Raw genomic sequence first — 21,956 nt, 5'->3', positions numbered from 1 at the left:
TCTCCGTTTGGATAGAAGCCGGCGTTTTTTGTGCCTCGATCTACGTTACAGTTCTATGCTTTTTCCCCGCTCGGAGCTCTCGCCGATCCGGCGATGAAACGGCCACCAGTTGCCTTGCCCGAACATCTTCACCATGACCGGGATGAGGAACGGCAGAACGATGACCGAATACAGCGCCAAGCCAGACAACACGAGCGTGGCGATTTGCAGCATGGACATGACGCCGGATGGGTACATCGACGCCATCGTTCCGCCAAGGATGATCGCCGCGGACAAAATGACCGTCCCCATGTTGCGCATCGAATGCAAAATCGCATCGCCGACGTTCCACTCCTTGTTCTCGTTGAAGCGGTCCATCAGGAAGATACTGTAGTCGACGCCCAGCGCCACCAGCATGACGAACCCGAAGAACGGCGTCGCCCAACTTACGCCCGAGTAGCCGAAGATGTCGACGAATACCCATTCCGTAAATCCAATCGAAGCGTAAAACGTCAACACCAACGACAGAATAATATACACCGGCATCACCAGCGAGCGAAGCAGCAGTACCAGGATAATGAAGATCCCGGCCAGCATCAGAATCACCGTGCGTGTATAGTCGTTGCCCGAAATGGTCTTGAGGTCGTTAAACGTGCTGGATACGCCGCCGACCGCGATTTTGGCGTTTTCCAGCTGCGTCCCTTTGACCGCCGTCTGTACGGCGGATTCCACCGCACCAACCCGGTCGATGGCTTCCCGACCGTAAGGATTGCTGGAGAAAACGACCTCGAGCTTCATCACCTTGCGGTCCGCGGATAGATACGTATCGAACACCTGCGTGATTTGCTCGTTTTCGAGCGCTTGCTGTGGGACGTACCAGCCGTCCAGCCCATTGTCGGTGTTGCCGACCTCCGTCAGGTAATCCTTCGCGGTATTTAACCCGCCGGACACTTGCGCCAGGCCGTCAACGCTTTGGTCCAACCCGTCGGTCAACTGCGTGATTTGGCCGGAGAACTGGCTGAACCCGGTTTGAATTTGTTCTTGCCCGTTTTGAATTTGCGCCAAGCCGGTTTCAACTTCAGGCAGCTGGCCGACGATCTTTCCTTGGCCGTCGGCCGCCTGTACGAGGCCGGATTGCAGCTTCGCCAGACCAGCGACGATCTGGTCCAAACCGGCAGCCAGCTGTTTTCCGCCGGCTGCCGCTTGAGCATAACCTTGGTTCGCTTGGTTCAGGCCCGCAGCCACTTGCCCAAGCTGACCTTCGGCTTGCTGCAGTCCGGCAGTCAATTGGCCCAGCCCTTTGCCGGTCTCCGTCACCGTACCGCGAATGGTCAAATAATCTGTATCCGAAGCCAATTCAGGGAACTTGCCCTCCAAGCTCGAGAAACGGGCGGTCAAGGCGGTTAAACCCTGCGAGGCCGCGCCCAATTGTTCGCGAATTTGCGTCAGACCGCCGCCCAGGCCGGTGACGCCTTGAGCCAATTGCTGATACGATCCAAGCAATTGACTTTGGGCGTTCGCGAGGTCCTCAGCGCTTTTTTGCGCTTGCTGCAGCCCTTGCTTCAGCTGGCCCGCGCCAACCGAACCGTCACGAATCCCTTTCTCGATCGCGGTTAGACCGCCGGACAGCTGGGAGATTCCGTCTTTAAGCTTCGCGGTGCCGTCCACCAGCTTACCGGTGCTGTCGGCGGCTTCCTTGAGCTTCGGTGCGTTTTCCGACAGCGCCTGGCTGGCTTCCGACAACCCGTTTTGAATTTTGCCCAGGCCTTCCCCGCCTTCGCCTAATCCTTCGCCGACGGTCTTCACCTGATTGCTCAAAGCGAAATCCTTAAGAATTTCGCCCGTCGGACGGCTCATGCCCCGAATGCTCGCCACGCCGTCCGTTTTCTCTACTTCGCGGCTGATTTTTTCGGATAACGCCATATACTCCGCATTATCCATGCGTTCGTCGTTCTTAATGACGATCGTGGATGGCAAGGATTCGCCCGGTTCGAAGCTTTCGGAAATAATGTTATACGCTTTGACCGATTCGTATTCATCCCCGATTTCCTCCATGCTGTTGAAGGAAACATTGCCGCTGTAGGAAATCAGGAACGGCACCGTCACCGCGGCAACGATCAGCAGCGCTGCCCATGGACGCTTCAAGGAGAAGGAACCGATGGCGCCCCAAAACCGGTTTTCCTTATGCTCCAGCGAGCCGCGGACCGGCCAGAACAGTTTGGTCCCCAGCACGGCCATGAAAAACGGCACGACCGTTACCAATGCCAAGAGCATCACCGCGATGCCAACGGCTACGGCAACCGCCGAGCGGTACAACATGAACTGCGACAAGCCGATCGTTGAGAAGCCGACCAGAACGGCCAGCCCGGAGAAAAATACGGTTTTCCCCGCCTTGCGGTACGTTTGGACGATCGCTTCCCATTGGTCGTCCGTGTGCTGCAGCTCTTCCTTAAAGCGGCTGATCAGCAAGATGCAGTAGTCCGTCCCGATCCCGAACATGACCGCCACCATAAAGATTTGCGTGTACGTGGAGATCGGGAAATTTACCGAATCTACCAGAAACGCGACGATGGATTGGGACACGAGATAACTGAGTCCGACCGTCAGCAATGGAATGAACGGCGCCACCACGGAGCGGAATACGACGAACAGGATCAATAGAATAAAGATGACCGTGAAATATTCCGATTTCTTCAGACCCTGCTCCGAACTGACGACCATATCCTCATTGATCTGCTTTTGCCCGGTCAAATAGTGCTCGACCTTCAACGAATCCAGGTTTTGATGGATATCCTGCTCGATCTCCTTGAGCGGACGCTGCTCGTCGAGCACCGACAAGGAGGTTAACACCGTTTTGCCGTCTTTCGATATCAACTTATCCTTCGCTTCCGGCGTTCCGTACGGATCGGTGATCGAAGCGATACCGATCTCCTTCATATGGTCGCTTAATGCAGTAATTCCTTGCTCGATTTCTTTCTGATCGGCATCGTCGATGCCTGCCTTGTCATGGAAGACGAGGGCGATCTGTGTCTCTTTCGCTCCGCCTTTCATCTCGGCCACTTCCGCCAGAATGGCGGAAGCTTCAGAGGAGGAATAACCGTCCGGAACGGTAATTTCCCCATTCTCCCGTACCAATTCCGCCATGGAAGGCGCCGTTAACATCAATGTGGCCGCCAGAGCGATCCACAGCAGCAAGATCCACCATCTTGCCTTCAGTATGAATCTCATTTCCCCGAACTCCCTTCGCCAATCAGTCTGGCTAATTTCTCAAAAGCGCTAATAAATCCTTCCACCTCGTCCGCATCGAAATGCACTAAATACGTCGAGACCGTGTTCATGATTTGCTCCTGAACGACGTCGTAATTGTGTCTGCCCTGCTCCGTCATGGTCAAGTAAACGACGCGGCGATCCTCCTCATCCCGGGTCCGGTGCAAAAACCCCTTATCGACCATCCGCGTGATCATGGCGGTGATGGAGCTTTTGCCTACCGCAAAAGTATCTGCCAGTTCCGTTGAGGTACACCGGCCGCGGGGGGCGATATACTTCAAAATCTGAAATTGCTCCATGGTGATATCCTCTTGAATAATATCGCGGATTTGCCCGTTCAGCCGTTTGGTGACCTCGAAATAAGCCGCCATGTACCGCTCGATCAGCTGCTTCGACTCAAGATTCACCTCCGAATCCCCCCTGTCTCTTTGAACCAAACTCGTCCAGTTAGTTCTATAGTAAAATAGTTCGACAATGAAACTATAGGCGATTGTACCCTGAAAGTCAAATATCTTTTTGCACAAATCCCCTTCTCATAAAAAGAAGGCCGCAGGGTTTCCCCCGCAGCCTTCAATCTAGTTGCCCGTTATTCCTCGTCATTCTCATCTACTTCATAAATGCAGCGAAACCGTTCTTCCCCGGAAGCTTCATCCCGAAGCCCGGTAATCTGAAACCCGATGCTGCGGAAAAAATCCGCCCCTTCCTCATCGGTGACGGCCTCCATCCGTTCCGGACCGGCTTCCGTAAGGGCGAGCAGCACTAAAGCACGGCCATATCCTTTCATCCGTTGTTCCGGATGGACGGCAAGATGGGTGATTTCGAGCGTTCGCGAAGCGTTCACGCGAAAACCGATGATTCCCGCATATCCGTTCTCCTCCTCGTACCCGTACAGCTTATAGGCATCGCCATTCCGGTATAAACGAGCCGCCGCTTCCAGCGCATCCGGATCGAACACGACCGCGCATTCCAGCAATTCGCGAATCGCCGGCTCGTCCACCCGCGAGTTTATTGGTTTGAACATGGAGCCTCCTTGATTTCCGTACGGCCGTCTTCATAACCGATTACGACGGTTTGCGCGATTCCGACGAACAATCCATGCTCGACAACGCCCGTCATCGCCTTCAACTCATCGCTTAATCGGGCAGGTTCGGCGATTTGGCCGAAGGCCGCATCCACGATGTAGTTCCCGTTGTCGGTAACGTACAGCCGGTCCCCTTGCATCCGCATTTCGAACGGGACGTCGTAACGGCTTTTCAGCTCCCGCAGCGTCCATTCGTAGCAAAATGGAACCAGTTCGATCGGCAGCTTGAAACGCCCCAAGCTGGAAACCATCTTGCCCTGGTCGGCAATGACGATAAAACGGTCGCTGTTGATGGCGACCAGCTTCTCCCGGAGTAAAGCTCCGCCGCCGCCTTTGATCAACGCCATTTGCGGATCCACCTCGTCGGCCCCGTCGATAGCCAGATCCAAACGGTCCACGTCCTTCGCCTGAATCATCGGGATACGATATTTCGCGGCAAGCTCCTCCGAAGCCTTAGAGGTTGCAATCGCGCGGATCTTAAGTCCATTCCCGACCATCTCTCCGATTTTCTCGATCGCGTAATAAGCCGTCGACCCTGTGCCGAGACCTATCGTCATTCCGTCCTTAACCCATTCTGCAGCGCGGTAACCCGCCGCCTGTTTGGCATTCATGTCTACCCCTCCAAAATCATCACGATTCGTTGCCCTGCCCGCTGGTCTCATCTGCTCAGCGGCACTTCGCTCCTATCATACCAAAAAAGCCCGGACAATAGAACAGCAGCGTAACCCGAAGGTCCGCTGCTGTGAGTGGCCAAATTATCCTTGGTGCAAGGGTCTTGCGACCTTGGCTCGTTTCCGGGGCTCTTTCGGCTTGACCGCCCCGCCGCGCCCCGATTCGGGTTTAACCAGGGTCAGCAGCAGGATGACCGCCACCAGTGAAACCCCGGCGATGACGAAGAACATCGTCATGTGCCCCGCCTTCATCAACAGCGACATCACCGGCGGCCCCGCCGATACGCCGATAAAGCGCATGCTGCTGTAGATTGAAGTAATCGTGCCGCGCATCTCCTTGTCGATTCCCTCGGTGATCAAGGCATCGGAGCTGGGCAGTACGATGCCGATGCCAGACCCGCAGACGATGAGGCAAGCGATCACAAAATAGATATTGTTAAAAAAGCCGATGCCGAACAATGCGCCGGTGGATAGAATCAGCCCGGCAACGCCAGACCATTTCATCAGCTTTTTGTCTTTACCGATTTTTTTGCCGGTAATGAAAGACGCCAAACATAAGGCCGCAAGCGGAATTGCCAAAACCAGCCCTTTGATCACGCCGTTCAGGCCGTGTTTCGTCTCGAGCTGCTCGGACAGGTAAAACAGCACGCCAAAGAGCAGGAACATGGAGATGCAGCCGATCGAAAAGATGGCATACAACCAGCGGCCTTTTTGCTTCAGCACGCTTTTGACGGAAGAAACGAATTCGCGGAGCGGTTTGGCTTTCTCCCGATCCTTGGGTTCGTGTACCAAAATGATCACCAGCAGCAGCGAGATTAGACACAGCGCCGGAATCGACAGGAGCGGCGCATACCAAATCCAGGCGCCGAGCAACGCGCCTAAGATCGGGCTTAGCACTTTGCCGAACGTATTGGAGGTTTCGATCACGCCCAGATTATGGCTGACTTCCTCCTCGCTTTCAAACAGGTCGCCGACAAGCGGCAGCACGATCGGAAAGGCGCCGGCCGCCCCGATCCCTTGCAGGAAACGGCCGCCCAAAATCATCCAGTATACGGCAAGCCCATCCGTAAACCAGTCCGCAACCCCCGCAATGCAGCCGCCGATCCCCGCGACGATCAAGCTGGGGACGATGATCGCTTTGCGGCCGAATTTATCGGAGAGATAGCCGGCAATCGGGATCAGCAATATGGCCACCACAGCATATACGGTGATAAGCATGCTTACCTGAAAGGAGGTGACATGAAGCTCGCGGGCAATTTGGGGCAAAATCGGAATCAGCATGGAATTCCCTAGCGTCATGATAAGCGGTATGGATGCCAAAGCAATCAAATCGCCTTTTTTGCCGACCATCTAACCATCAGGCCACCCTTCACGAAAGAAGTTTAAAACAGACCCGGTTAGTGTGATTCATTTCGCCGAAATTATACCGCCCTTTAAGGAAGCAGCGTATAGGTTGATTTCGCGGCTTCCTGGACAAATCGGCTCGGTTCGCCGATGGAATATACGCGCAGCAGGTGCATCGCTCTCGTGCAGGCTGTATAAAACAGCTTCCGTTCGGCTTCCCTCGTATATCTCCGGTCCGATCCGTCATAAATCAGGACCGCATCGAATTCCACGCCTTTGGCCAGATACGCCGGAATGACATGGACCCCCTTCTCAAAGGATAACGTCGTTTTCTTGATTAGCTTGGCCGGCAACTTGGCGCTCAGCCGTTCGTAAGCCTCCAAGCTTTCCTCCGCCGTTTTGCAAATCACGGCAATCGATTCGTATCCGTCCACACGCAGCTGGCCGATCGTTGCCTCCAACGAAACGTGAAGCTCGTCGGCATCGCCGACCAGGTGAACCTCAGGCATCGCGCCTTCCCGATTAAACGGAACGATCGCCTCCCCGCCGGGAATCATTTCGCGAGTGAACTCGACGATTTGGCGTGTGGAACGGTAGCTTTGCTCCAGCGTAATCAGCTCGCTCTCCTCCGCTCCGTACAAATCGCTGAGCACCGAAGACTGCTGAAGCACCGAGGCATGGGCATAAATCGCCTGGTTCAAATCGCCAAGGGCCGTCATTTTGGCCCGAGGGAACAGCCGCTTCAGGAAGAACAGCTGAAACGGCGAATAATCCTGCGCCTCGTCGATGATGACGTGACGAATCGAGGTGTTGGACCGGAAACCGAGCAGCAGCTCTTTTAAATAGAGGAAAGGCGTTATATCTTCATAGAAAAGCTCGCCCTCCGCAATTTTCCGCAGCGTCTGGTCGCAGATGTCTTCCCAACGTTCGGGAAGCCCTTCCGGATTGACCTCGCGGATCATCGACGGATCGCTGAAGAGCTGCATATACAGCCGCGTCACATCTACGAACCGCAGCGATTTGACCCATTTGCGGAGCGGCTTGAGACGGTCGCTGACAACCATTCTGGCCAGGATCGTCTTCTCTTCCTCATAGTCGCTGAACGAGGTTCCTTTGCCTTGCTGCTTGCGGCGCATGCGCTGGTAAGCCCGCTGATAATCCTCCGTATCCAGCAACTGAATTTGTTCTTCTACCCAAGGCTGATCCAGTTCCGATTTGCCGAAGGCAGCGACTTCCTTGAGCAGCCATTCTTTCAGCAGCTCGCAGCGGTTTGCCAGACGGATCGCCGGGTCAAAGGCATAAAATTGCCGGGCAATTTCCTCCGCGCCGACAATTTCCTTCCCTTGAAAGCGCAGCGGCTTAAAAATCATCCCTTTCTGCTCCAGCAGCTCCTTATACCGCGTGATCGCATGCAAAAACTGCACCGATGATTTAAAGCGAATTCCGTCGACACGAGCTTGATAAGCATCATCTTCGGGAGCGGAAAGCACGTATTCGATCTGCACAAACGGATCCTCGAGCTGGAATTCCCTCCCGAGCCGGTGCTCAAGGTACTCCTGGAACGTCGTTTGCTGCATGTTTTCTTCGCCTAGTTCAGGAAGTACGGTCGATACATAGCTGTTGAACATCGGATTGGGCGAGAACAAGATCATTTGGTCAGCCTGCAACACCTCCCGGTGCTTGTAGAGCAAGTAAGCCACCCGCTGCAAGGCGGCCGACGTCTTGCCGCTCCCGGCCGCCCCTTGCACGATCAGCATTCGGCTGCGATCGTTGCGGATGATTTTATTCTGCTCGCGCTGGATCGTGGCCACGATGCTCTTCATTTGCGCATCGGAGCTGCGGCTTAATACTTGCTGCAGCAGCTCGTCTCCGATCGTGACGCCGGTGTCGAACATCAGCTTGATGCGGCGGCCGTGGATCACGAATTGGCGTTTCAGCGACATTGTCCCCGTGATCGTGCCGGACGGCGTTTCATAAGACGCAGGACCGGGGACGCTGTCATAGTAGAGGTTGGAAATCGGCGCCCGCCAGTCATAGACGAGGAACGTCTCATCTCCCTCCTCCAGCAGCGAAGCAATCCCGAGATAGATGGCTTCTTCCGGTTCGCCGTCCTCGGCGAAGTCGATTCGGCCGAAATAAGGCGATTGCTTCAGACGTTTCATCTTCCCCAGCGCGATGGACGCATGCTGATGGCTTTTTTCCCGCTCCGCGAGCACCTGGGATTGCTGCCGCAAACTGGTGGACGTTTCGCCGACATCATCCGCTTCGCTGAAATTCACCGTCACCTCGTCCCAAAAGTCTTTCCGCATCTCCACGACGTCCCCGCGAACGCTGCCGACCTCCCGCTCGAGCTTCCGAATTCTGGCGTCGATTTGGTCGGCCACGTACTCCACGCGGCGTTGCTCTTCCTGCCAAGCCTGATCTGTATGATCCAATTGAATCGCTCCCTTGAATGGCTTCTGCATCTTCCACAGCCGATCTATTGACAATCATTTAAAAATGTGATAAGATTGACTCAGGTTGATTGCGACTATCATCATATAGTTTGCAGTCCATTTTTTATTGTACCAAGAAGATCCTTACTTATCAATCTATGTTTGCGGATTTCCGACATGAAAGTCCTGCCTCAACGGCAGGACTTTTTTTCATTTGGTATCGATTAATCGCCGGCACCTGTCGCGGAATGATCGGCCAACCGGTTCAGGCGCTCCAATTGATGCCCATATTCGTACATCTCGGCCGACACGATGGATAAGCGCAGCACGCCTGTCCGCTCCGCCGCATACCGGTCCAGCATCCGTCGCAGAAACTCGTCGTTTTCCGTTTCGAACTGCATCGATTCGCTGTAGCCCGGCTTCAGCTTATCGTCGAACTTCAGCATGACATGCTCATGGAACTTCGTCAGCTTCTCCAGATGCTCGTCGAATTCCCGGTTTAGCTCGGGCGTACGGGCCGCTTGGAAATAATGCTGCTCCACCGCATCCAGCACCTCGAACCCTTTGCGAAGCGTACGCAACATTTGCTTATACACCACGAGCTGTCGATGGTCGCTGAATTTCGGCGCCTTGATTTTCTTCTGATCCTCCTCCATCAGCTTGTACTTATCGGCCAATTGGGTGATCGTATCCTCCAGCTCCCGCTTATCGGCCCGAAAGACCGCTTCTTTGATCTCGTCGGAGATGGCCGTACGCAGCAGCAGCGACAGCCGATCGAACGTTTGCCGGACTTGCTGCTCGAATTGCACCTTCGGTTTGGGCGGAAACAGGGCAATATTGATGATAAAAGCGGAAAAAATACCGATCAAGCTCAGCAAAAACCGGTTCAACGCAAATTCCCACTGGCCTGAAGCCTCCATAACGGAAACGACCGTAACGAGCGTAATGCCGATCGTATCCCCCATTTTTAGCTTTAGACAGATCATGATGACGATAATGCAAACGAGACCTACCGCGATCGGTTCGTTCGAGAACACCATGCCCCCAAGCATCGCCAAGATGGCCCCCAGCGTATTCGTCTGCAGTTGATCGATCAAGTAACGCCATGAACGATAAATCGTCGGCTGCATGGCAAAAATCGCGGCGATCGCCGCGATGACCGGCGAAGATAACCCCAGTAGAACGCCGGCATATAGAGCCAATGTAACCGCGACTCCCGTTTTCAGCATTCTGGCACCAAATGTCACTTCCATTCCCCCTACGTTCCACGACACATTCCATTTATTTTAAGCGAAATTTTAAGAAATATTAAGGTTCGTTTCAGATATCCTGCGTTTTTTTGGTCAAAACTGATGAAGGCAAGGACCAAATTATTCTAAACGAAGAGGTGAAAAAAGTCCATGTTTATGGAGAACTTGAAACCGATGGCCGGCAAATTGACCCTTGCTCTCCTGCTCGCAGCCGGCTCGGCTGCCTCGGCGGGTACCGCATACGCGGATACAAGCGCACCGGCGGATCAACCGCAGCAGGTGAGCCCAAATCCGTCGCAAACGGAAACGAAGCACCCACCGCACGGACATTTCCGCGGCGGTCATATCGTCAAAGATACGGCTGAGCTGCTAGGCATCGAACCGAAGGCGCTGGTCGAGCAGTTGAAGCAAGGGAAAACGCTGCTGCAGATCGTACAGGCCGAGAAGGGCTGGAGCGAAGAGGAATACCTGAAGAAGCTGACCGAATCGGCGAACCGCAATATCGACAAAGCGCTGGCCGAAGGCAAAATCGACCGAACCAAGGCGGATAAGATCAAAGCCAAGCTCCCGGACAAGCTAAAGAAAGTCATTCACCGCTCCTGGAAAGACCGCGAGCCGGGACATCCTACGGCGGATTACCAGAACAACCAGATCAACTGGAACCACCTTCCTCACTGATGGGAGCGTAGGTTCATGAAAAAACCGCTGGGCTGCCTTTATGGTCAGCCCAGCGGTTTTGCGTCTTGCCTCGTCTTACATTCGAGGATTACTCCTTATCCGGCGTACCCGATTCTGCCGCGATTTTCACCGCTGCGGACGGATGAACGCCCACGGGAACCTCCACGATATCCAGCAGGAAGATAAAGATCGGAACGCCCACGATCAATCCCCAGACCCCAAGGAAATGCTCGGAGACCAGCAGGATGAGAAAGGTGAAGAATATCGGCAAATGGGTTTTGTTGGACATGAATTTCGGGTTCAGGAAATATGTCTCGACCGCATGAACAACGGCGATCATGATCAGGACATAAACGATTTTGACCAACCCGCCGATTTTGAAGGCGATCGCGCAAAGCGGGATCAGCGAAATGATGACGCCCATGACCGGGACCAGGCCTAGCAGGAAGATCATGATCGCCAGGGCGATGAGGTTCGGAAATCCGAAAATCCATAGAAAAATCGTCGATAAGGCCGCATTGACGAGGGCAATCAAAAATTGCACCTCGATCACTTTGCCGAAGGATTGAACAAACTTTCTTCCAAAGTATTCCAGTTCCTTGAACAGCCCGCCAATCCGGCTTTCCCGGAATAAGACGGTAAAATTCGTGACCTTCTCTTTTTCCAGCAGGAAAAACAAGCTAAGGACGATCGCGATGAACAGATTCAAGCTCCATTCGCCGATATCCGTCAGCGTACTGAGCAGGAAATCGAACCCGTTGTTGATATAAGCCGATAAATCGATATCTTTCAAATATTCAACAATGTAATTCAGGATCGGATTATCCGGCAGCACCGGAGGATTGGAATAGAAGGAGATCACCTGGTTGACCAGGTCGGTCAGTTCAGTAAGCAGCACCGGCATATAGTAGTAAATCGCGGAGCCGAGCAGCGTAATCAACACGACGTAGATTAACAGCACGGTGACGGTTCGGTTGACGCGAATCACCTTGGCCACATTCCGGCTGATAAAATTATGAAGCCGATTGATGAGATACGTTAGAATGAACGTAATCAGCAGCATGTTCAGCATACTTCGGGCGAAATACAATACGATAACGACAAACAGCAGGGCAAGCACCCTGCGGAATCCCGCCATTTGAAACAATTCCTTAAAAAACGTCATGAGTCAGAACCGGCTCCTTCATGTTTACTGGAGATTAATCCCCTGCGTTAATCTTAAGCGAGCCTCTGCCACATTGCAAATAAATCCTTCTAGAACCATACCGGCTTTACGCAGACCGGCTTGGATACGGATACGGTTCGGCCGGTAAACGTCAAGCGGCCGCTATCGGGCGCTACCGCAAAGACGGCCAGCACATTGTCGTCCCGGTTCGCCGCAATCAGATGCTTGCCGTCCGGGGAAAGCGCAAAATGACGTGGATGTCCGCCTTCGCTCGAGACATGCTCCACCAGCGTAAGACGTCCGCTCCCCGGATCGATTGCGTACTGCACCAAGCTGTCATGGCCGCGATTGGAACCGTAGAGATACCGGCCATCCGCCGAAATGGCGACCTCTGCCGTTGTGTTATCCCCGGCATAACCCGCCGGAAGAGTTGGCACCGTGTCCTGCAAGGCCAACTGCCCGGTCGCTTCATCATAATAAAAGAGGGACAGCGAGGAATTCACCTCATTGATGGAATATACCCATTTTCCATTCGGATGGAAGGCGAGGTGACGCGGACCGGCCCCCGGCGGGGTAGCTGCCTCGCTCCGGAAAACCAGTCGGCCGGCTTCCGGCTCGAACGTATAGACGACAATGCGGTCCAGTCCCAAGTCGGCGACCAACGCAAACCGGTTATCCGGGCTGAAGGCGACGGAATGGGGATGCGGACGGTCCTGACGCACCGGGTCGGCCCCTTGGCCTTCATGCTGACGCTCGTCGACCAATCGGCCAACAGTTCCATCTGCCTGAATCTCCACAAGGCCGACGTTCCCGCCGTGATAACCCGACACGACGGCATACCGGCCGCTCCGGTCGAGTTGAATATGCGAAGAGGAAGGGCGGATGGTGACCTCCCGGTTCAATTCGTGCAGTTTGCCTGCATCATCCACGTCGAATGCGACGATTTCGCCGATCCGGTCTCCCTCTTTGGTCGTTTCCGAAATCGCATAAACCTTGCGGCGCTCCGCGTCCACGCCAAGGAAGGTGGGGTTCTTCAAACCGGAGGCTTGATCCATGAGACGAATCTCGCCGCTGGCCGTATCCATTTCATATGCATAAACTCCGGGATCGCCCGCTTCGGCATACGATCCCACAAATAACATCAATCGAGGTTGTGGCGCTGACAAGTGAATTTCCTCCTTTATAAGAAGCTTGTTTTGAATGGCATCCCCTCTATTTTTTCGTAAAAGGACCTAAAAGTCCAGTCTCGGCCGGATAAATATAAAATTTTTAATATAAATCGGTCACCTACCCAAATTGGTTAAAATATGATATACTGTAAGCGCTTCCGAAAGCATCTTCTAAAGGGGGATTTGGAATGATGAACGTCGGACTCGAAGAAAGAGGCGTCTACGAGGATCTCAATCCTTACGAGACGTATTTCTTCAAGATCGGAGCTCACGGACTGGTTTGCTTCCATGGACGGAATTACAGTATTAAACAGAGATTATCCGCCGAACAGACCTCGAAGCTGATCTCGGACCCTCGCTTCTATCGCATCAGCACGAACTGCTACGTCAACCTGTCCCAAGTCTCCGAAATTCGCGACAACGTCGTATGGTTCCGGGATGAACGGCACGGCATCAAGACGATTCATGTGCCCAGACGCAATCTGGAGCAAATGAAACGGCTGATTCCGTCACAGCGCGGCAAGGTAACCGCCGGGGTCAATTAACCTCCGCCATGGAAATCCTGCCATGCCAAACGGCCAAAGAAAAAGCAGCCTGATCCGCGTCGTCCCAGACGGCCGGTCGGCTGCTTTTTCCGTTGTCTACCTTACTTCACGTACAGACGGGCGCGCTCCTCCCAGATCTCTCCGGGAAGCAGGCTGAATAACCCGATTTCCTCTGCCGGCAACTCTGCCTTCGGCGCATTGACCAGATTGATTTGCGGCTCGGGGCAGAAGAATCCTTCCGTTGCTCCGTTGTTCCAAATCATCCATTGCTTGTAGGACGTACCCACGTCATAAACGAGGGTCTTGCCTAGTTTCGTATCGGTCAGTTCCATCCGGTTTCTGCCGTTTTGCGGCACGGCCGTGTAATGATTATCCATCGAAGCGAAGAATGGGAATACGCCTTCTCCCTGCATTTGCAGCTCTTCGGCCGTCAGCGGTTGGTAGGCTCCGGTCGGAAGCATCCGTTCGCTCATTTGCCAACGTTGCCCGATCGTCAGCTTCACCTTGTAGTCTTTGGCCGTGCTCTGCGGCGCAAACGGCGCATTCACCGCCGTATGGAACGCCAGCAGGCATGGCATCTCCTTGTCGCCGTCATTTCGAACGAACACCTGCTGGGCCAAACCATCATCGCTTAAGATGTATTTCAGCCGCACGGTGAATTTGAATGGCAAGTAACGGTACACTTCATGGTTCTCGTCAACGGAAACCTTGACGGATACATAACTTTCCAACGGGGTTTGGCCGAAATCCTCGACCTCCCAGGCCGTCGTATGTAAGAATCCGTGCAGATGGTTATGCGTCGCTGCCTCATTCACCGGAAATTGAAGCACTTCGCCCTTCCACGGGAACAACCCGTCCTCGTAACGGTTTGGAGGGAACAGGACCGGAATGCCGTGAACCCCCGGATTGCTTTTGAAAACCTCCATCTCGCTCTCGCCAGGTTCGCGCAAGAAACGGTAACCGCTTTCGACATCGCGGAAAGCAATCAGATTACCGCCGATTTCCGGCAGCATCACCGCCTCGAATCGCCCGGATTTGAGCCATACCGCTCTTTCGCCTTGATAAGTGCCTTCATAAGCCGTTCTTTGTGCCATGGATGATAATCTCCCTTCATTGCTTAGCTGTTCAACTTGTAATATACCTTAAAGCGCTCCCAAAAGTCACCCCTGTCCGTCATAGCAGGAGCAACATCTTCCCCCCATGATACGCCCCCCTTCACACGTCTCGCAAGATCCGTCGTCCCAGGCTCACCGCCAAGACGATCATCGCCGTACCGACAAACAGCTGCATCCCGTATACCTGAGTCCAGGTCGGCCACGCTTCGATCCATTCCAGCACCTGTCCGCCCAGCAGCGGACCAAAGAAAGAAGCAACACCGGTGATGGCGGAGTACATCGCCATATACATCGGGCGTTCCGGTTTGGGGGTATCGCCGATCATGAAGTTAAAAGCCAACTGGTTGAAGCCGCCGACCCCCACCCCAAACACCATGTGGGCCAGAAAGAGAACGGGAAGCATCGGCAAGAAGGACAAGCCGCCCCAGCAGAGAATCGCAAGCGCGATGATCGGCAGCGTCCAGAACAACAGACGGCGATTACTGTATCGCGCATTGAGATTGCCCCAAACGTAAAAGCTTGCCATCATAAACACCGTCTGCGTCACATTTAAGAGCGAGATAGTTTGGTAATTGATGTGCAGCAGTTCCAGCATCACATACGAATACAACGGAACGACTAGGTTCTGCAGCAGCAGGAAGCCTGCCAGGAACAAGGTTGCCTTCATGAAAGCTCCGTCGCGGAGCGGTTTGCGCAGCATCGGCATGAACTTGCTTTCGGCCGAGCGCTCGAAAGCCGCGTCGGGATAGAACATAAACACGATAATGTTGGCAATCGCACATATCCAGATCACGATATATAAGTAGAAGAACCCTTGCGCTGCCGGATAATGATCCAGCACCATCCCGCCCAAAAACATCACCAGCGTGTTAAGCGCATTAAGGAACGTATTCCGAATCCCGAAATACCTGCCGCGGACGCGGGCCGGCACAATATCGCTAATCAGCGAGTTCCACAGCATCGCGCCGACCGTATTGAATATAAACGCGGCGATATACAGTCCAATAAAACCCGCAACCCAATAACGGTGGGGAAAAATAAACGGAACGAGGCCCGTCGCCCCCCAAAGGATCCGGTGCATCCCGACGAACAGCACCAGCGCCCATTTGCGGCTGGTCAATCGTTGGATCAGGAACGCCACCGCAATCTGGGCAATATTGACAAAGGTCGTGATCGCCAGCACAAAGCCGATTTGCGCTGAATTCGCCCCGAGATACAGCAGAAACCCGGTCAGGAACTGACCGCCAAGCAATGTCTGAAAAATCGTGGAAGGCACGCCTTCCCAAGTTGCGATCGCGAGGTTGCGGCGCTGCCGGGACGGCTTGCGCTGCACGTGCGATCTTTGAATGATGGTGCTCTTCATGGTGATGGATGCTCCTTTAGCTCCTGCCCGAATAGTTCTATCTCTTTTTTTACATACTTCAAGTGACTCGCTAATCTGAATGAATGGAGTGCTGCTCAACTTATGCGCAATTCCTTGAAGTTTGGGATATTTCTTGTTTGTATGGCGCTGCCGCTAATGCTCGCTACCTCATGCAACCAGCAGAACCGGCTCCGCTCGGATTCCGTTCCTCCAGCCGGTCATTCGCCGGTGAAAACGGAAGCGGTTACGGACGCCGGCGGCACGTCCTGGGTACCGCTGACGCAAGTGGCCCATAGTCTTGGCTTGCGGCTGCAAGAAACGGAGGATAGCGCCAATCTCGGCTTTACCGATGTGATGTTTACGGTTCAACCCAGCCAAAGGCATGCGATTTCCTTCGGACGCCCGATTTCCCTGCCCCAAGCGCCAGTGCGGGAGAACGGTCAAGTGTACATGACGATGGATTCCGTATCCGCCCTGCTGCAATCGAAAGCCCGGATCGATTCCCGCACGGGAGATTTGGCGTTTGACCGCATTACCCCGGCGGGTGACCCCATTCAGCCGCAGACTGGGACAAGCCGCTACGGAATTCTCGGCGTCGCCGATCAACGCGATGAGATGATCGCCTATGCCAAGCAATATTTGGGTGTTCCTTATGAATTCGGCGCGGCTCCTTACGAGCAGTCCAAAACGTTCGATTGTTCGTCCTTTACCCGGCATGTCTTCAAAAAATTTGGCCAAGACCTGCCCCGTCTGGCCCGGGATCAAGCCCAAGAAGGCGTTTCGGTCACGCGCGACCAGCTTCAAGTCGGGGACTTGATCTTCTTCACCGTCCCCGGTCGTTTTAAATCCGACAATATTGCCGGCCATGTCGGCATCTATATCGGCGACGGCAGGTTCATTCATACCTGGGGCGACCCCGGGGTTCAAATCAGCCCGCTGGACAGCGGGTACTGGAGCGACATGATCATTTCCATGCGCCGGGTTCGTTAATCCAAGCCTGGCTTCTAATGAAGCAAAGGCCGGGGAACCGCAAGGTTCACCCGGCTTTTTTCATGCCGGAAGGCGATTTCCCTTCGTTACAAATACAAAGTATAATAAATGTATGCATCACTTTCCATATAATATTTATACCTTAAAACCCGAACGATTCAGAGGAGAAAGACGATGGACAACGACAATTTAAAACAGGATTATCAACTGCTAGCCCTGCCCGAAAACGCTTCCCGCGAAGAGCTGGAGCGAGTGTTCGACATTTTGCTGCGCAAATCCCGCTCCCGCCACCTCGATCCCGGCGAAGCCGAGGAAATCGAACGAAAAATCCAAGCCTACAAGCGGATCGTGGAGACGGAGGAACAGCGGAAAATTGCGGAGCTAAAACAGAAGCGCTATGCGAAGTGGGGCAATTTCGCCGGAACCGCCGAGAAGATCGACGATTTTTTCCGGCTCTACCGGACTTATGTGATTATCGGACTCATTGCTGTGGTAGCCATTATTTTCGGCACGAACGCTTATCTTGACCACCGCGAAGAACAAAAACGACTGGCCTCCCTGCCTCCCGTCGACCTGTCGATCATGATGGTTGGGAATTTTATGACCGACGACCAAAATGGCGGTGTCGACGCTTTGGAGCAAGCCATGACGGCGCAGATCCCCGGTTTCAAACGGGTGGAGATTGAGAATGTGTATTTGCCGCCTCAGGGAGAAGCCGGTTTGAGTTCCGCCGATATGGCTTACCAACAAAAAGCGATGGCGGTGATCGCCACAACCAGTCCGGATATTTATATTACCGATTCGCCTACGTTCTTGTGGCTGTCGAACGGCGGCGCTTTTCTGAGCCTCGACGACGTGGCGAACGGCGAGCTTAAATCTCTCCTGACCGATGAAAACCTCGTCAAGGATGTATCCGACGAAGACAATACCGAGCATGTGTACGGGATTAACGTCACCGACAGCACCCTCGTGAAGGAGCTGCCGCTCGGCATGACGGACATGATCATCTCCCTCCGCGCCGATACGAAGAATAAGGACAAAGCGATCGAGATGATGAAGAAGTATTTGGAGAACCTTCCAAAGGCGGCGAAATAGCCGCCTTTTTTTCGTGCTTTTTTGGGAATTGATTAATTTCGGGGGATGCTATAAAATAACCCTATAAACGCGCGTTTACGAAAGTGGGGACGAACCTTATGCGCAGCGAAGACATAGCTAAACTGGCCGGGGTGTCCCGCAGCACCGTATCACGGGTGATCAACAACTATCCGAACGTTCCGGAAGCAACACGGGCCAAGGTGCTCCGCGTCATCGAGCAGCACCATTACGAACCGAACAGCTTTGCCCGGGCGCTAGCCGGCAAACGGACGGATACGATCGGCCTGTTCGCCATCAGCATGACCGAGAAGGAAGACACCAGCCGCATCTATCAGAACAGCTACTTTGCCCCGATCGTCGACATGGTCGTCGATACAGCCAATGCCCGCGGATTTTATGTGCTGATTCATACCGTCTATTCGCCGGGGGATTTTCAGAAGGTCAAGCAGGCCTTCTTGCAGAAGCGAATCGACGGCGGCATTCTGGTCGGCACGCAAAAGGACATCGAACTGGTTCGGGAAATGGTCGATCAGGAAGCGCCGCTGGTGCTCGTCGATTACGACATCGCGGAAATCATGGCGGAGCGGCTGAACAAGAACCACCTCGCCGTCATCAACTCCAATGACTACGAGGGCACGGTCCAGGCGATCGAATACTTGATCGAGCTGGGTCACCGGGACATCGGCATCCTGAAAGGCAGCATGAATACGTACTCGGGGCGCGAGCGATACTTAGCCTATGAGCACACCCTGAGGAAGCACGGATTACCGCTGCCCGAAGCATTTATGCTGGAGGGCGAGTTCCTGAAAGAGAGCGCCTACCGCGAAACCTGCAGGCTGATCGAACAGGGAACCTTGCCGACGGCGTTGTTCTGCGCCAACGACGACATGGCCTTCGCCGCGATGGAAGCGTTTGCGGAAAAGGGGATCAGCGTGCCGGAGCAGTTGTCCGTCATCGGTTTTGACGATGTGGAGCTGGCCTCACGGATCACGCCCAAGCTGACGACCGTCCGGCTGCCCGTCGATGAAATGGCCAAAGCCGCCGTATTAAGGGTGATCGAGCTTTGCGAAGCGGAACAGCCCACGTTCAGCACGGTCAGCTTTCCAACCCGCCTGGTCATCCGGGATTCCTGCCAGCCCCCGATGGATTAAGCCGGTGTACCTCCTCCTCTATTCGATCAACGATCGCCGGGAGGAATCTTTTTTCAATAAAATAAACGCGCGTTCACAAACGAAGGGAGAGTTCCTATTCATGAAATTCGGAGCATTTGACGATCAGCGTAAAGAGTATGTGATCCATACGCCGCAAACCCCTTACCCTTGGATTAACTACCTCGGCAATGAGCAATTTTTCGGACTCATCTCCAACACGGCCGGCGGTTACACGTTCTATCGGGATGCGCGCTTGCGCCGGTTGACCCGGTACCGCTACAACAACATTCCACTCGATACCGGCGGACGCTATTACTACCTCCGCGACCACGACAATGACGATTTCTGGACGCCGGGCTGGATGCCGGTGAAGCGCGAGCTTGATTTTTACGAATGCCGGCACGGCTTGGGCTATACGTCGATTACCGGGGAACGCGGCGGGATTTCGGTGACGCAATTAGCGTTTATTCCGCTAGGCTACAATGGCGAAGTACATCGCCTGACGGTAAAAAATACGAGCTCCCAGACGAAAAAAGTCTCCCTCTTCTCTTTTGCCGAATTCTGCCTTTGGAACGCGCAGGATGACATGACCAACTTCCAGCGCAACCTGAGCACCGGCGAAGTGGAAGTCCTGGATTCGGTCATCTACCATAAAACGGAATACCGCGAGCGCCGGAATCACTATGCCTTCTATTCCGTCAACCGCGACATCGACGGCTTCGATACGGACCGCGAATCGTTCGTGGGCCTGTACAATGGCTTGCACGAACCTCAGGTCGTCGTGGCCGGCAGAGCCTCCAACTCCGTCGCCAGCGGCTGGTCGCCGATCGGTTCACACGAAGTGACGCTGAAACTTGCGCCGGGCGAAGAGCAAAGCCTGATCTTCATTCTCGGTTACGTCGAATTGCCGGAAGAAGACAAATGGGAATCCCCAAGCGTGATCAACAAAAAACCGGCGCTTGACATGATCGCTAAATTCGCCACCGACGCCGACGTTGACCGCGCGATGGCCGACTTGGCGGCGTATTGGGACGGCTTGCTGTCCAAATACCAAATCCAAAGCGGCGACGACAAGTTGAACCGTATGGTCAACATCTGGAATCCGTATCAATGTATGGTGACGTTCAACATGTCGCGTTCGGCCTCCTATTTCGAATCCGGCATTGGCCGCGGCATGGGCTTCCGCGATTCCAACCAGGACTTGCTTGGCTTCGTGCATCAAATTCCGGAGCGCGCCAGAGAGCGGATTCTCGACATCGCCGCCACGCAATTCGAGGATGGCAGCGCGTATCACCAATATCAACCGCTCACGAAGAAAGGCAACAACGAAGTCGGCAGCGGCTTTAACGATGATCCGTTGTGGCTGGTGCTGGGTACGGCCGCTTACATCAAGGAGACCGGCGATATCAGCATCCTCGACGAGCAAGTGCCGTTCGACAGCAATCCGGACAACACGGCGACGCTGTTTGAACATTTGAGACGTTCCTTCTATCATGTCGTGCATAACCTCGGGCCGCATGGCTTGCCGTTGATCGGCCGGGCCGACTGGAACGACTGCCTCAACCTGAACTGCTTCTCCAAGGAGCCGGGCGAATCGTTCCAAACGACCGCGAATATCGAAGGCCGCGTAGCCGAATCCGTATTTATCGCCGGCCTGTTCGTCTTCGTTGGTCCGGATTTCGCAGAAATTTGCCGCATGCGCGGGCTGGACACCGAAGCGACCGAAGCGCTCGATTGGACCGAAAAAATGCGAAAAACGACGCTGGAGCACGGCTTTGACGGCGACTGGTTCCTACGTGCCTACGACCATTACGGCGAGAAAATCGGCAGCAAGGAAAACGCCGAAGGACAAATCTTCATCGAGCCGCAAGGCATGTGCGTCATGGCCGGTATCGGCGTAGAGGAAGGTTTGGCAGCTAAAGCGCTCACTTCCGTGGCGGAGCGTCTGGATACGAAATACGGTATCGTGCTGCAGCAGCCGCCGTATTCGAAATATTATTTGAATCTGGGCGAAATCTCCAGTTACCCGCCAGGGTATAAAGAGAACGCCGGGATCTTCTGCCACAACAACCCGTGGATCATGATCGCCGAAACCGTATTGGGCCACGGCGACCGGGCGTTTGAGGTATACGCCAAGATCGCGCCGGCTTACCTTGAGGAGATCAGCGAAGTTCATCGGATGGAGCCATATGTCTACTCGCAAATGATCGCCGGTAAAGACGCGGTGCGTCACGGCGAAGCGAAGAACTCCTGGCTCACCGGGACGGCTGCATGGAACTACGTGGCGATTACGCAGGCAATCCTCGGCATTCAAGCCGACTTTAACGGTCTGAAGGTGGACCCTTGCATTCCGTCGGCTTGGGACGGCTACGAGATCACCCGCGTCTTCCGCGGCGATACGTATGTGATCCGGGTCAGCAACCCGAACCACGTGGAGAAAGGCGTAGCCCGCATCACGGTCGACGGCCAGCCGATCCAAGGCAACGTCATCGCGCCGGTTGGCGACGGCGGCGTGCATCAGGTCGAAGTTGTGTTGGGCTAAAGGAATCGATTGACGCGTACAAAATCAAAGGCTGTTCCCCAATTTCCATTTGGGAACAGCCTTTTTTTCTGCCTTACTCCGCAGCAAACCGGGTGCCGATCCACTCCTCGCTTAGC

At 54.3% G+C, this 21,956-nt stretch carries 17 protein-coding genes; 6 read left to right on the top strand and 11 right to left on the bottom strand.

What is annotated here, in order from left to right:
* Positions 1 to 45 precede the first annotated feature (45 nt).
* The 7 genes from MJ257_RS04320 to MJ257_RS04290 all read right to left on the bottom strand — a co-directional run bounded on the left by MJ257_RS04320 (position 46) and on the right by MJ257_RS04290 (position 10,024).
* Positions 46 to 3,207: an MMPL family transporter gene (locus MJ257_RS04320; protein ID WP_240268075.1), complete on the bottom strand. Its 3,162-nt coding sequence runs from the start codon at positions 3,205 to 3,207 to the stop codon at positions 46 to 48.
* Positions 3,204 to 3,653 (bottom strand): MarR family winged helix-turn-helix transcriptional regulator, encoded by a 450-nt coding sequence (locus tag MJ257_RS04315; RefSeq protein WP_240268074.1) that lies wholly within the window; start codon positions 3,651 to 3,653, stop codon positions 3,204 to 3,206. The genes MJ257_RS04320 and MJ257_RS04315 overlap by 4 nt, the downstream gene beginning before the upstream one ends.
* Before the next feature lie 179 nt (positions 3,654 to 3,832).
* Positions 3,833 to 4,267: a GNAT family N-acetyltransferase gene (locus MJ257_RS04310; RefSeq protein ID WP_240268073.1), complete on the bottom strand. Its 435-nt coding sequence runs from the start codon at positions 4,265 to 4,267 to the stop codon at positions 3,833 to 3,835.
* Entirely contained in the window at positions 4,252 to 4,938 is a 687-nt protein-coding gene (rpiA, locus tag MJ257_RS04305) for a ribose-5-phosphate isomerase RpiA (RefSeq protein WP_240268072.1), read from the bottom strand. The genes MJ257_RS04310 and rpiA overlap by 16 nt, the downstream gene beginning before the upstream one ends.
* A 144-nt stretch (positions 4,939 to 5,082) precedes the next feature.
* The gene (gene bcbE / locus MJ257_RS04300; RefSeq protein WP_240268071.1) at positions 5,083 to 6,348 is read right to left on the bottom strand and encodes a bacillibactin exporter BcbE; all 1,266 of its coding nucleotides are present in this window, start codon (positions 6,346 to 6,348) and stop codon (positions 5,083 to 5,085) included.
* Between the two features lie 83 nt (positions 6,349 to 6,431).
* On the bottom strand, positions 6,432 to 8,807 hold the full coding sequence (gene helD, locus MJ257_RS04295) for an RNA polymerase recycling motor HelD (protein WP_240268070.1): 2,376 nt from the start codon (positions 8,805 to 8,807) through the stop codon (positions 6,432 to 6,434).
* A 194-nt stretch (positions 8,808 to 9,001) separates the two neighbouring features.
* Positions 9,002 to 10,024, bottom strand: coding sequence for an FUSC family protein (locus MJ257_RS04290; RefSeq protein WP_240268107.1), 1,023 nt, complete (start codon positions 10,022 to 10,024; stop codon positions 9,002 to 9,004).
* A 159-nt stretch (positions 10,025 to 10,183) separates the two neighbouring features.
* Between MJ257_RS04290 and MJ257_RS04285 the strand changes: the two genes are divergently transcribed.
* Entirely contained in the window at positions 10,184 to 10,705 is a 522-nt protein-coding gene (locus MJ257_RS04285; RefSeq protein ID WP_240268069.1) for a hypothetical protein, read from the top strand.
* 88 nt (positions 10,706 to 10,793) lie between these two features.
* Here the strand turns inward: MJ257_RS04285 and MJ257_RS04280 are convergent, their stop codons facing one another.
* On the bottom strand, positions 10,794 to 11,870 hold the full coding sequence (locus MJ257_RS04280; RefSeq protein WP_240268068.1) for an AI-2E family transporter: 1,077 nt from the start codon (positions 11,868 to 11,870) through the stop codon (positions 10,794 to 10,796).
* 89 nt (positions 11,871 to 11,959) lie between these two features.
* The gene (locus MJ257_RS04275; protein ID WP_240268106.1) at positions 11,960 to 13,012 is read right to left on the bottom strand and encodes a lactonase family protein; all 1,053 of its coding nucleotides are present in this window, start codon (positions 13,010 to 13,012) and stop codon (positions 11,960 to 11,962) included.
* 215 nt (positions 13,013 to 13,227) lie between these two features.
* On the opposite strand from MJ257_RS04275, the gene MJ257_RS04270 reads away from it, so the two are divergent.
* The gene (locus tag MJ257_RS04270) at positions 13,228 to 13,584 is read left to right on the top strand and encodes a LytTR family transcriptional regulator DNA-binding domain-containing protein (protein ID WP_240268067.1); all 357 of its coding nucleotides are present in this window, start codon (positions 13,228 to 13,230) and stop codon (positions 13,582 to 13,584) included.
* A 101-nt stretch (positions 13,585 to 13,685) separates the two neighbouring features.
* Here the strand turns inward: MJ257_RS04270 and MJ257_RS04265 are convergent, their stop codons facing one another.
* A complete protein-coding gene (locus MJ257_RS04265; RefSeq protein WP_240268066.1) occupies positions 13,686 to 14,678 on the bottom strand; it encodes an aldose 1-epimerase in 993 nt (330 codons plus the stop codon).
* A 121-nt stretch (positions 14,679 to 14,799) separates the two neighbouring features.
* Positions 14,800 to 16,062, bottom strand: coding sequence for an MFS transporter (locus tag MJ257_RS04260; protein WP_240268065.1), 1,263 nt, complete (start codon positions 16,060 to 16,062; stop codon positions 14,800 to 14,802).
* Positions 16,063 to 16,176: 114 nt separating this feature from the next.
* On the opposite strand from MJ257_RS04260, the gene MJ257_RS04255 reads away from it, so the two are divergent.
* The 4 genes from MJ257_RS04255 to MJ257_RS04240 all read left to right on the top strand — a co-directional run bounded on the left by MJ257_RS04255 (position 16,177) and on the right by MJ257_RS04240 (position 21,840).
* Positions 16,177 to 17,052, top strand: coding sequence for a C40 family peptidase (locus MJ257_RS04255; protein WP_240268064.1), 876 nt, complete (start codon positions 16,177 to 16,179; stop codon positions 17,050 to 17,052).
* A 174-nt stretch (positions 17,053 to 17,226) separates the two neighbouring features.
* Positions 17,227 to 18,147 carry a molecular chaperone DnaJ gene (locus tag MJ257_RS04250; RefSeq protein WP_240268063.1) on the top strand — a complete coding sequence of 307 codons (921 nt, stop codon included), beginning with the start codon at positions 17,227 to 17,229 and terminating at the stop codon, positions 18,145 to 18,147.
* Positions 18,148 to 18,245: 98 nt separating this feature from the next.
* Complete coding sequence (locus tag MJ257_RS04245; protein WP_240268062.1) at positions 18,246 to 19,298, top strand: LacI family DNA-binding transcriptional regulator; 1,053 nt, start codon at positions 18,246 to 18,248, stop codon at positions 19,296 to 19,298.
* A gap of 100 nt (positions 19,299 to 19,398) precedes the next feature.
* Positions 19,399 to 21,840 carry a glycoside hydrolase family 94 protein gene (locus MJ257_RS04240; protein WP_240268061.1) on the top strand — a complete coding sequence of 814 codons (2,442 nt, stop codon included), beginning with the start codon at positions 19,399 to 19,401 and terminating at the stop codon, positions 21,838 to 21,840.
* Positions 21,841 to 21,956: the final 116 nt, after the last annotated feature.

The organism is Paenibacillus timonensis, from assembly GCF_022427145.1.
Lineage (GTDB): Bacteria > Bacillota > Bacilli > Paenibacillales > Paenibacillaceae > Fontibacillus > Fontibacillus timonensis.
Note: the sequence above shows the minus strand (reverse complement) of the source record. Positions and strands in the feature narration are given on the sequence as shown.